General features: G+C 35.5%; 11 protein-coding genes. 3 read left to right on the top strand and 8 right to left on the bottom strand.

Translation table 11 applies throughout. The features are described 5' to 3' along the window. Positions 1-275: 275 nt before the first annotated feature. Positions 276-749, bottom strand: coding sequence for a MarR family winged helix-turn-helix transcriptional regulator (locus FSB73_RS14715; protein WP_146783735.1), 474 nt, complete (start codon positions 747-749; stop codon positions 276-278). A gap of 11 nt (positions 750-760) precedes the next feature. After that, a complete protein-coding gene (locus tag FSB73_RS14710) occupies positions 761-1,756 on the bottom strand; it encodes a radical SAM/SPASM domain-containing protein (RefSeq protein WP_225974044.1) in 996 nt (331 codons plus the stop codon). A gap of 208 nt (positions 1,757-1,964) precedes the next feature. On the opposite strand from FSB73_RS14710, the gene FSB73_RS14705 reads away from it, so the two are divergent. Genes FSB73_RS14705 through FSB73_RS14695 form a run of 3 tightly spaced genes read left to right on the top strand, consistent with a single transcriptional unit; the run spans position 1,965 to position 4,927 of the window. Beyond that, positions 1,965-3,053 carry a mannose-1-phosphate guanylyltransferase gene (locus tag FSB73_RS14705; RefSeq protein ID WP_146783733.1) on the top strand — a complete coding sequence of 363 codons (1,089 nt, stop codon included), beginning with the start codon at positions 1,965-1,967 and terminating at the stop codon, positions 3,051-3,053. A gap of 10 nt (positions 3,054-3,063) precedes the next feature. Beyond that, positions 3,064-3,570 (top strand): acyltransferase, encoded by a 507-nt coding sequence (locus FSB73_RS27670; protein WP_146788427.1) that lies wholly within the window; start codon positions 3,064-3,066, stop codon positions 3,568-3,570. Positions 3,571-3,586: 16 nt separating this feature from the next. Next, positions 3,587-4,927, top strand: coding sequence for a lipopolysaccharide biosynthesis protein (locus FSB73_RS14695; RefSeq protein WP_146783730.1), 1,341 nt, complete (start codon positions 3,587-3,589; stop codon positions 4,925-4,927). A gap of 19 nt (positions 4,928-4,946) precedes the next feature. Here FSB73_RS14695 and FSB73_RS14690 read toward each other — a convergent pair whose 3' ends face one another. The 6 genes from FSB73_RS14690 to FSB73_RS25170 all read right to left on the bottom strand — a co-directional run bounded on the left by FSB73_RS14690 (position 4,947) and on the right by FSB73_RS25170 (position 11,827). Continuing rightward, positions 4,947-5,327 (bottom strand): RDD family protein, encoded by a 381-nt coding sequence (locus tag FSB73_RS14690; protein WP_146783727.1) that lies wholly within the window; start codon positions 5,325-5,327, stop codon positions 4,947-4,949. Positions 5,328-5,461: 134 nt separating this feature from the next. Then, positions 5,462-5,863 carry a FlgD immunoglobulin-like domain containing protein gene (locus tag FSB73_RS14685; RefSeq protein WP_146783724.1) on the bottom strand — a complete coding sequence of 134 codons (402 nt, stop codon included), beginning with the start codon at positions 5,861-5,863 and terminating at the stop codon, positions 5,462-5,464. A 17-nt stretch (positions 5,864-5,880) separates the two neighbouring features. After that, positions 5,881-7,791, bottom strand: a complete 1,911-nt coding sequence (locus FSB73_RS14680) for a hypothetical protein (protein WP_146783721.1) — start codon at positions 7,789-7,791, stop codon at positions 5,881-5,883. Positions 7,792-7,889: 98 nt separating this feature from the next. Beyond that, positions 7,890-10,571, bottom strand: coding sequence for a putative type IX secretion system sortase PorU2 (gene porU2 / locus FSB73_RS14675; RefSeq protein WP_449371702.1), 2,682 nt, complete (start codon positions 10,569-10,571; stop codon positions 7,890-7,892). 114 nt (positions 10,572-10,685) lie between these two features. Continuing rightward, positions 10,686-11,300: a PorV/PorQ family protein gene (locus FSB73_RS25175; protein ID WP_225974043.1), complete on the bottom strand. Its 615-nt coding sequence runs from the start codon at positions 11,298-11,300 to the stop codon at positions 10,686-10,688. Next, on the bottom strand, positions 11,252-11,827 hold the full coding sequence (locus tag FSB73_RS25170; RefSeq protein ID WP_225974042.1) for a PorV/PorQ family protein: 576 nt from the start codon (positions 11,825-11,827) through the stop codon (positions 11,252-11,254). The genes FSB73_RS25175 and FSB73_RS25170 overlap by 49 nt, the downstream gene beginning before the upstream one ends. Between the last annotated feature and the right edge of the window lie 92 nt (positions 11,828-11,919).

The following is an 11,919-nucleotide window of genomic DNA, read 5'->3' as shown; positions in this document are numbered from 1 at the left end:
CCTATCAAGAATCTGAACAAATTCATTTTTTGTTGTTCTGCACTTAAACCAGGTTTGCTAGGCCAATCAATATTAAGAACAGTAGCAATCCATACCCCTCTCATTTCATATTTTGGTGGAAATGATTGCGCCTTGCCGCTTAAACAAAAGCCGTATAGAAGACTACAAATACAAATAATTCTTAATAAACTTTGGGAATTTGTTTTTGACATATTTTTGGATAAATAATACGTGAGGAACTAATAGAATTTACACTCTTGATACCTTATTAAGTGTCAACAAAATACATTAGGTTCCGTTCCTCTCATTTTACTTAGCAAAGTGCAAAGCGTGGCCGCTTCCTCTTCACTGATATTATCTTTGATCGGTTTCTCTAAGGCGCCGACTTTTCCCTTTATTTCAGTTAAAAGTTCAAGCCCCTTGGGGGTTAAATAAACTTCAACGAGCCGTTTATCAACATTTGAAACCTTTTTTATTACTAGATTCTTTAAAATTAATCGATCAATTAATCTACTGGCATCGCACATTTTTTCCAGCATTCTTTCTCGTATTTGTAAAATACTTAAAGGCACCTCGCTGACTTCAACAATGCGCATAATATTATATTGTTGAGCAGTAATGTCAAATTCATCGAAAAACTTTCGCACGGACTCCATTAGATAGCTTTCCGTTAGGAATATGTTAAGTCTTACAAGATGAAAGTCATTCTTGAATTCAGGGAAATCAATATTTTTAAGTTTATCTTCCATTTTACTTGCTATTAATCTTCCCATACAGATAGGCCTTCAGAACAATTGGCACAAATATCAATATTTTTTCTACCTGCCATCAGCTCTTTGCGAAATTGTTTATAATTATCGTTATGCCAGATTTCTTTAAAAGATTGGTTTTTTAAATTACCAAGCCGGTGCATAGCATCTTTATCAAAGCAACAAGGAACAACAAGGCCATCCCAAGTAATTACATTGGATTGCCAGAGTTTCCAGCAATGATTTTTCATACCACTTTTAACCTGCATAACGCCATCCTTATCTCTTCTATACCTGCTATACTTATCAATTGTAGGGATCAGATTATTAGGATCATCCTGATAATCATACACTTGAGCAGTTTTGAAGCGAACCTGGTCTACACCGATTTCCTTGGCCAATATTTTTACATCTTCAATCTGGTGCTCATTTGGTTTTACAACTAGGAACTGAAAAAAGACAAAGGGTGTTTTACTGTTCAGTTTCTTTTTCCATTTAACAATATTACGAGCCCCTTCTAATACTTTTTCCAATTTACCTCCTACCCTATAAGATTCATATACCTCCTGCGTCGTTCCATCAATGGAGATAATCAACCTATCTAACCCACTTTCTATTGTTTCTTTAGCCTTTTCGTCTGTCAGATAATGTGCATTGGTCGAAGTTGCGGTATATATACCCTTATCGTGGGCATATTTTACCATCTTTAAAAAGTCAGGATTCAGGTAGGGCTCTCCCTGGAAATAAAATATCAAATACATTATTTCCTTATATATATCATCTATAGTATCAGTAAAAAAATTATTCTTGAGCATGCCTTTATCCCGGGTAAATGCCCTGAGGCCACTTGGACATTCCGGACATCTTAGGTTACAGGAAGTTGTTGGCTCAAAAGAAATTGACATAGGAAAGCCCCATTGAATGGGCTTTTTAAACAATTTACTCAATTCAAAACTCATTGTCACTTTTGCAGCGTTCCAAAAACGCCGAAAAGTGAGCTTCCGCATTAAATTTATACTATCATTCCAATTAAAATACATGACCACAAAAATAATGTTTAAACGTATACTTCAGGTTTATTATTGATAATTTTGCATTTTATGACTAAATTGATGCCATTTTAGAAACCTTATCAATAAATTTAGCGAAAAATAACAAGAATTATTTTTAGGATATTCTCGTTATCTTCGCATTCGATAAATAATATTTTAGTCTGTGCAAAACAATGAACACCATTATGTTGTAATACTTGCGGGAGGTATCGGTAGTCGATTATGGCCCAAAAGCCTGATGGCAAAACCGAAACAATTCCTGGATATTCTTCATACAGGCAAAACCTTAATACGACAGACCTTTGAAAGGTTTACCCCGTTTATACAACTTAATCATATATTTATCGCTACTACAGCGGAATATGCTGACCTGACCCACGAACAAATACCAGAACTCCCGATTGAGAATATCATTCGTGAGCCCAGCAGGAAAAGCACGGCGCCCTGTGTAGCTTATATTTCCATGAAATTATTGGAGAAGGATCCTGAGGCAAATTTAATTGTGGCTCCCAGTGACCATATTATTATGGATTCAGCTGAATTTACTAAAGCTGTTGAAACGGCACTTGATTTTTCAGCTCATTTAAATGCCCTTGTTACACTCGGAATCAAACCGCTCTATCCAAATACCGGTTATGGTTATATCCAGTATGAGACCAGGGAAGTTGCCTCCGACATCTATAAAGTAAAAACATTTACAGAAAAACCTAATCTGGAGCTAGCGAAGGTTTTTCTTGAAAGTGGTGAATTTTTATGGAACTCAGGTATATTCATCTGGCGAGTCAAAAGTATACTCAATGCAATTGAAAAGCACCAGCCGGAGATGTACGAAGTATTTGATGCAGAAAGAGATAATTTTAATAAGCCAGAGGAACTGGAGGCTATAAAACGTATTTATCCGTTATGCACCAATATCTCCATTGATTTTGCCATTATGGAAAAATCTGAAAATGTTTATGTCATCCCATCTTCCTTTGGATGGAGTGACTTAGGTACATGGAACAGTGCTTATGAAAACCTGGAGAAGGATTATTTAGGAAATGCCGTTACAGGTAAACACATTGTCGTAATTGATGCAACAAAATGCATGATTAGTGCACCGGACAAAAAATTAGTGGTATTACAAGGATTGGATGACTGCATTGTAATAGATACAAAAGATTCTCTATTGATTTGCAAAAAGGATAAGGAGCAAGAAATTAAAGATTATGTGGCGGAGGTGAGAAGAAATTTTGATGACGATTATTTATAAAAAATAATTCATAAAAAACTATATCAAAAAAATATTAAAGAAATTATTAGGCGCAAATAATCACACCCACGCCTCTATATCATTTTACCTTACAGACTTTCTATTTCGAAAAATATTACGTCACAATAGTAAGGTAAAATGGCCAATACACTTTACGTCCACGATTCATAGTCCTGAAAATTTATTTATAGGAAAAGAAACCTTCCCAGGTGATTCACCAGGTGTCTACATCAACGCTCTCAATAAGATATATATTGGCGATTATACAAATATAGGTCCAAAAGTTTCAATCATCTCAGCAAACCATGATCCTTTAGAAAATAGAGTACTCCTCGAGGCGCCTCCAATTAAAATAGGTCGTCATTGCTGGGTCGGCACTAACGCAGTAATTCTACCTGGGGTTATATTAGGCGATCACACTATAGTTGGAGCAAATGCTGTAGTAACAAAAAGTTTTGAAGGTGGGCATTGTATAATTGCTGGAAATCCTGCGAGAATTCTTAAAGAATTACACTAAAATTTTCCGCTATAATATGTTTCAGCAATTATTTAAAAGTAAAAATAATTCAAGCATTTTAAAACTTTCTTTTGGGAGTATTATTTCCCAAGTTATTCCCTTTTTGCTAATGCCCATTTTAACTCGGTTATATAGTCCTCAGGAATTTGGAGGATTAGCAATTTTCATAAGTATTACTTTAATATTTGCGGAAATTGTAACTGGTAAATATGAAATGGCAATTTTATTGCCCAAAAAAACATTAACAGCGATTGAACTGACAACAAGTACAATCTATTTCAATTTAATTTTATCCTTTATCCTATTTATTTTAATATCCATTTTTAAAACTCCTTTTCTTAATGCCTTCGACCAAGATGAAGTATTAAATAATTGGGTATATCTTATTCCAATTGCCGTTTTTTTGAACGCGCTTTATGAAATATTGAAAGACTTTTCTCTACGAATGAATTCTTACACAATTATTTCGAAATCATATATAACTAGATCCACCTTTGGAAATACTGCACAATTAATTTTAGGCATTTTAAAATATACAACTTCAGGTTTAATAGTGGGCAATTTATTATCCCAAATAGCAGCTAATACTCAAGTTTTAAGAATATTTCTTCAAGAAAAAAAATTAAAGAATTTTAAAAAATTAAAATTCAATAGATTCATTTCCCTACTGAATCAATACAAAGATTTCCCATTATACTCAATGCCATCCTCAGTTTTAACGACATTATCAAATCAATTATTACTAATTACCTTGCCAATTATTTTTTCAAGCAATATTGCTGGCTTTTACCTTTTAGCACAAAGAATAGCAAATATTCCAATCAGCATAATTAGTAACTCGATTCGTCAAGTAGCATACAAGGAATATTCTGAGATACAGAATGACGTCGATGCTCTGCGTAAAAAAACCTGGGAGATTTTAACGAAAGCTTTTATAATCGGAATTATCCCAACGATTATTTTAATGTTTACGGGTCAAATATTATTCAGATTTGCATTTGGAGCACAATGGGCAATGGCTGGAGTTTTCGCGCAGATAATTAGTATTTGGTACTTGATGGTATTCATTTCTGGTCCTATCTCTAATTTATTAATTGTTATAAAAAAACAACACAAAGCATTAATATTTCAAATCATATCATTTTGCTTAAAATCGTTATGTCTATATTACTGCTATTTGAAACATTATTCGATATTAATAACCATAATTACATTTTCCATCATTAGTACAATTTTACTAATGGTATTAATGGTTTATATTCTAAATTTAATAAAATTCAATTTTAATAAGCTAGCAATATATTTATTTACATTAATTACAGTTCTTTGTTTTATATATTTAATAAGTCTGCTTTAATCCCAGGTTTAAATAATAATTAGGCTTCTACTACATAAGTTCCACTTAAAAAATCATGCAAGGTCCTGCCATTCAAAAATGGAATAAAAAACATATCAATTACAGTCAGTCGAACCAAAGACCTTACTAGTACCTGAAGAAATGAAGCCTTTTTGCCATTCTTATCTACAACTTTACTTATACTTAACCACTTACCAGGTGTTCTTCTCCAAATGGCTTCAAAAATAAAATAGTAAACAAAAAGACTACAAAAGAAAAAGCTATAAGGAGGCACAGGCGTGTACCCCCAATACATTACGTGAAAATTATACCACTTGCCAAAGGCAAAGCTTATTATAACAATTAATAATGTATCTATCAAAAAATTCAATACACGGGTTCCTGTTCCAACAACTTTCATTGCGTTTCTTTTAAATTTTGCACGAAGATAGTCAAACTCCCCTTTTTTATTAATTGTTTATCGCATTAGATACATTTTCCCGTATCCTTTTGTAAAATATTTACTGGTATTAATTTCATTGCCATTCGTATCTTTTATCGTAAAATGATCCAATTTTTACCATCTTGGTTAGTGATTACCCTATAAATATAAACACCGTTTGCTAATTTCTGTCCGTAACTGTCAGTTCCATCCCATTTATAATCAGTAATATTACGTCCAATATGTAAAGGACCTAATTCATCTTTTGTAATCTCCTTGACAATCTTCCCTGTAACCGTTAATATCTGGATCCGAATATTTTGTGGTACTTGGGTTCCTGTAATTGTAAATACAAATGCTGTAGAGCTTGTAAACGGATTAGGATAATTAAACATATCAGAAATCATTGGTTTATTGTAAACCTGGAAATTGACACTATAATCCGTCACAGTCGATGCGTCACCAGTCTTACCTTGTCCTTTTACAATCAATTGATATGTACCATCTTGCGTCAAATAAGGTCTAAAATCAATTAAAGCCTCATTTTAACACTGTCTTTTGCAGGAGTAAAGGTGAGTGTATCAGAATTATACCCAAATTTCTTCACGGTTCCATCAGGGTAAACAAGTGATATTTTAGCTACCGATGTATCGTTAAGTAATAAATATTTAGAATCGTCACTAACTCTGATCGCAACAACAGGTTTGGCGGCAACAATATCATTATCCAAAATATGGATACCATCAAAAGTCACATCCAGTTGTGTATTATGTTGTTCAGTCCTTATATATATTGACTTATATAAGAAATTGTTATCATGCATTTGTTCTAATGGATCCATTGAAGGGTTAATATCCAGTCCAAGGGTAATTTCTCCTCCAAGATCCATGGTTCCAATAGGCATTTTCTCACTAGGATGGGCAGCATTATAAATGCTAGTATCACCCGGAATTGTTATGAATACCATAGCCGTATCTCCAGGTTGAATAGGCTTTAATTTTCGAATAGGTATAGTAAATAATTGGTTACTCTTATTTCTTAAAGTTACGTTTGCTTTAATAGAATCTGTATAAACCTGATCACTCACATTTTTAAATGCAATTCCAAATTTCAAATCTTGCCCTATATCAATTGTATCCTGACTTTCTAATGCTATATTACCTGCCAGGGCACCTTCAGGGACTGGAGTGTACATTATATGCCAATACCTTAACTGGTAAGGCGTATAATTTACACTGTCGACATTCCTTAATTTTAACTGCAAATACGGATAAGTAGCCGCATCTATGGAAGAGATATCTACATTTTGTTCAGTTGAACTTAGTGTACGTAATACTGAGGTTGATCCACTAGCGGTTATACCAATTACATCTACGCTCGCATGATCTGTACTAGTAGATTCCTCACTTTTGCCATTCCACTGAATGGAACTCCAACTTTTGGCTGGACCAAATTTGGGAGAAGTTACATAACCGATGGAATCCTTACCAACCAAACTGGTTGAAACCTGTATCTGTTCCAAATAATCCGCTGTTAATTGCTGATAAGGTGTAAAGCTGTTATCTGATTTTTTATATATAAACAAGCCTGCTTTCGCACTAGTAAAATCATCGATGGCTGATAAGCCTTGACCAATAAACTTCTGGTACAGATTATTTACCCCGCTTGCATCACTCTTCCATGTATCTACAAAAGGTATAGAAGTATAAGGCGAAACCACAAATAGTCTTACAATAACATAAGAGCCATCAGGAATCCAATCCATAAATTTTGCAATATTATCCCTATCAGCAGCTGTTTTATACGTAAACTGAAAATTATACTTATTCGTATTGGGATAATTTATAGGATCAACATCAAACGAGTAGGGATGATTCCCACATGATGCCTTAGATCCCATGAATCCGCCTATACTAGTATTGGGCACATTTTGTACTGGGCTTGGGGTAGATTCATTTATATACGGCTGTATTCCATCAGGCGTAAATACATTAAACATCAAAGAATTACCCAATGTTGTGCATTGGAAACTGGAGATCAGCGCGCCATCTTGACGAATAGCAAAATTGCTCCAGCCAGTAGGTATACCAGACCCATAAACACCGTGGGCTATCAAAAATGAATGTAATAATTCATTAAAACGCCACTGCCTACTTACACTATCAATTCCAATACCAGCCATAGTAGACTGGACGTGTTGCCAATAATGACTTTGGCCAATACCGTTCAATTTATCAATTCCTTTACTTGCTATATACTGAAAACTACTATTTGCCCAACGATAATCCTCACCTGTTCCAGGAACAGGACTTACACGCCAGTAATAAACAGTACTATCTTTAAAAGTAATACCGGGATCAAAGCTTATCGCCCCCCCGATTGATTTAACTGTTTTGGTAACCAACGACGATGAATTAAACAATTCTGTTGTATCCAATTCCATTATATAGTTACTTTCAGCAGCTAAGGCATCGGATGTTGACCCAACAAGAGTAACATTAGGATTGCGTATGATAGAATACTTATAAGGATAGACTGGTGTTATTCCGTTTGCATAAATATAAATATTTTTGTTATAGAATTATTAGTTTCACTTAACTCATCATATCTATTATCCCCATCTATAGATACAATAATCTCGTTATTCCCTACTGCTTTATTAGCATCTATTGTAACATCTAAACCAATAGAATCAAGACTTCTGACAGCAGCGATTCTCTTTTCTAACAAAGTTTCAATACTACCACTTGGGAATTTATGCTTAACAGAAACTAAAACAGAATCCCCTATCGCACGTCCAATGTTATATAAATAAGCCTTAACGGAAAACTTTTCAGACGTGATCGAGACGGAACTTGGTATTGTCACCTTATTATCTTCAACAATAAAATCCGGTTTGGGAAAGTTATAAAGGGAAATAGAAGGATCTCCAAAAAAATTGGTTTGCTCAGCATGTGCATAATTAGTTACAGTATCACTAACTTTTAGCCTATCAGATGTGATCATTGCAGCCTGGCTTGCCTGTAAAGATTCAGTGATAGGCATCCCATATCTCGTTGTGCTTATATTTTTATATAAAACGAGATTATAATATTGCAAAAAAGAAGTCACACCTAGATAGGTTTCTGCAACAAATCCAACGCTCCCTTTATCTTTCGTAAATAAATACCTTTCAGTAATATTATTAATGGTTGTCGTTCTTCCAGCCATATAACTAAAGCAATCGCCTACATCACAACCACTTGTAAAGAGTAATGGATATTTGTTATTGTTGTTAAAAACCGAAGGATCATTTAATTCTGCATAAGCAATTGTGGTACTTGCACCATGCCCAAAATAACTAATCAATCCCAAACCGCTTGCAAACAAATTCTTCAAGCTTATTTCAGACCCGTCGGACACTTGATCCGCAGTAACTTTCCTTAAACGAAACTCATTTGCGCCATACAAACTATCCTTTAATATTGTTTGATAATTGCCCAGATAACTTCCAAATAGATTTTCTTCCGACGAATTTATCCCCCCTGAAATAAACACCACATTTTTCTTCCAGCTATTATTTTCTATAGTATGATCATCGCTTTGCTGAGCAGCTTCATATACCTTAACCTTATCCAAGTAATTTTTGATTTCCTCCGGTTTCACAGCAGACAAACGTCCAATTGGAGTTGCAGCGATTGGTTGGCTGTTATCAGCAGCAAGCATCACGTCAGAAGCAGGCCAGCCAAATGTGGGTACTAAATTTTGTGCCTGATATTCGGGATTGGAAGCATTTGCCCCTTGCATATTATCAAATGTAAGACCCCTACCTATTAAAAATACAAATTTAGGTTTTGTAGAAAAAGTGTTGCGTGCATATCTGAGAAAGTTTTTTATACTAAGTGGGCTGGAATGAACACCAAAAGCAAACATATCCTCCAAATCATCAATATTGTAAATGTGCACATTATACCCTCCCCCAGTTGCAGATTTACGATAGGCCGCGTATTGTGCCACATAATCTCCGCTGCCATACAAGGCCTTATTAGATATAATCAGGTAATTCCCTTGCTGATCACTACTTGATAGGTTCGGAAAATTTCTGACAGCAATCTCATTACTTCCTATCGAAGTATAACTGCTGGCACTTTGTCCCACCAGGGCCAAATGACTTGAATCCATTGCAGGTAAAACAAATTGGTAAGTAGAACCACTAACTACAGCCTCGTATCGCTGCCCATGGGTAATATCATACAAAACAGGCGTACTTCCACCGGCAGAAAAGTTGGTAATATTTAATAAACGAGCTTTGCTGCTAGCAGATAGATTAAAGGCAAAACTGGATGCCCCTCCAAAATTGAAGCTACGTGGATAATAGAGCGATACAAAACTAACATTTACCTGATCATTTGCATTACTACTGCCATTGGTTACTGTTACCGTATAACTGGAACCAATCTGTGCACCACCAACAGCCACAACTTTAGCTTCAAAATTTCCCAAAGAAGCTATATTATTTACACCATCCCCACCTTTAACAGTAACGGAACGATTGCTTCCTAAAGTAGAAGCTCCAGCCACACCCGCACTAATAATCCCTGTAGCTCCAGAATAGCCGTACAAATTTGTAAAACTGGCCGATGTGCTCTTTGCGCCTTTGATGATCGTTCCAAAACACTTGCCTTTATAATCAGACATATAAACATAATCTGATCCATAAGCACTTGCTGGGCCCCGATTAAACGTTGTGCCTAAATCTTTTTGGGTCGTATAATAAAAATAAGGCTCAGGACTCAAACTGCTTCCCTGGCCTGCTACATCATTTTTTGCTTTTGAGTATCTGAGATTCTGACTAGTTGTTGCATTTATTGTCAAAAAATAGGTCGCACTATCACCTTCAAAACTTCTAGCCTTATTTAATTGGTCGCTGGCATTTTTAAAAAGTTCAGCATCTACACTTCCATCATTATGTTCGCCCCAGAATTCAATATAGTCACTTGACCCTAGCGTTCCAGTTGTGTTTACATAAATAGGTACCTGGACTCCATTATGCCATAATTGCAAGTTATTCCCTGTGGCACCGTTAAGACCAATTGTCGTCAAAGTGCTGCCTGTAACTCTATATAATCCGTCATTAAGAATCCTAAATTTATAATAAGTCTGACCATTAACGATCCACTCATTATTATAAGATTGTGCCTTTAAAGTACTAAGATTGCCCATTAGGCAAAAAAGCACCAACATAATAGCACCAATATGTATATTTCTTTTGACCATATTAAAAGAAAATAGAATTTTTAATTTCCGTTCGCTCATTTCTTCCACAATGCCTGTTTTAATACCTTTTTTTCTCCAAGTCTACGCGCAGAGAAATATATGTGTATATAAAGGATTGGATTGATTAGCCAGATTGGTAAAGGCATAATCAATCATAACATTCCCCAATTTAAAGCCTGCCCCTAAACTGGGCTGAAATATCCACACCCTTTTCTGATTGGTTGTATCAGAATCTGCCAGTCCCCTTTGAAAATTAGAGATACCCGCCCTAATAAAGACCTTATCCAAGATATTGCCTTCAATGCCTAAATGAGGATCAATGCTGATCGGCGCACTACTGATTAATGTATTACGTTTACCATCAAATGTGACGTCCAGGTTCGTTTCAGCCAATAGACTGAACTTTTCATTAAATACAAAATTATAACCTCCACCTAAAATCAGTCTGGGCTGTGTTAGTTCTGTTGATTTGGTAGGAATATCATTATTGGTCAGATATAAAACCTCTTTTTCCCTATCTGTAAAATTAAAAGTCCAGGCATTATAAGTAGTAGTTAAATCTCTGGCCACAACCCCGATACGCCAGGTCGGCGTACGGATCATCAGTCCCGCATCAATACCTAAACCAATCGCATTGGCAAAACTACCTACATGCCGATAAAGAATTTTGACATTGCCCCCCATAGAGATCTGCATATCCGGGGTATTTTTAGCATTTGACCATAGGAAAGCAAAAAGCCATAATCAGCAGAGGAAAATGCCGAAATATTATTATAGTTCAGCTGTCCGGTCTGAGGATCAACTAAAAATAAGGTATTGGGGATATCATCCACACCAAACCTAATGGCAGTAATACCAATCGTTCTTTTGTCATCATTTAAAGGGATTGCTGCCGCTAGGAAATCATACTTACCGATGCCAGAAAAATAAGAAGCATGCATGGCCGATATGGACGGAACATCTCTTATATAGCTGAGCCCTGCCGGATTCCAATAACCCGCCGTGGCATCCATGGCTGAGCTAACCTGAGCACCGCCCATTCCCAGCCCTCTGGCTCCAGCGCCAATGTTCATAAATTCATTGGAATAGGTACGGAATTGACTGATACCCAACGTTGATATTCCACAAAATACTGTGAAAAGCAGAATTATTTTGAGTCGCTTCATTCGGTTTATTAATGGTTGATAGCTGTAAAAGAGTTCCATAAACAGATACTCTGACACATTTTCTATCTTTTAACGATTTTAGGTTAAAATTATTGCAAGTATAAACCCCAACTTAATAATTTTCCCATCACATCGACACTTATTTAAAA

Source organism: Arachidicoccus ginsenosidivorans, assembly GCF_007971385.1.
In the GTDB taxonomy this organism is placed as follows: Bacteria; Bacteroidota; Bacteroidia; order Chitinophagales; family Chitinophagaceae; genus Arachidicoccus; species Arachidicoccus ginsenosidivorans.
The sequence above is the reverse complement of the archived record's forward strand: the minus strand, read 5'-3'. Positions and strand labels throughout refer to the sequence as shown.

Bases quoted from the DNA above. Each gene is read 5' to 3' on its own strand.
- FSB73_RS14715 (WP_146783735.1), bottom strand. From the start codon at position 749: ATGGAAGATAAACTTAAAAATATTGATTTCCCTGAATTCAAGAATGAC.
- FSB73_RS14710 (WP_225974044.1), bottom strand. From the start codon at position 1,756: ATGCGGAAGCTCACTTTTCGGCGTTTTTGGAACGCTGCAAAAGTGACA.
- FSB73_RS14695 (WP_146783730.1), top strand. From the start codon at position 3,587: ATGTTTCAGCAATTATTTAAAAGTAAAAATAATTCAAGCATTTTAAAA.
- FSB73_RS14690 (WP_146783727.1), bottom strand. From the start codon at position 5,327: ATGAAAGTTGTTGGAACAGGAACCCGTGTATTGAATTTTTTGATAGAT.
- FSB73_RS14680 (WP_146783721.1), bottom strand. From the start codon at position 7,791: ATGGAATTGGATACAACAGAATTGTTTAATTCATCGTCGTTGGTTACC.
- porU2 (WP_449371702.1), bottom strand. From the start codon at position 10,571: ATGTTGGTGCTTTTTTGCCTAATGGGCAATCTTAGTACTTTAAAGGCA.
- FSB73_RS25175 (WP_225974043.1), bottom strand. From the start codon at position 11,300: ATGCAGATCTCTATGGGGGGCAATGTCAAAATTCTTTATCGGCATGTA.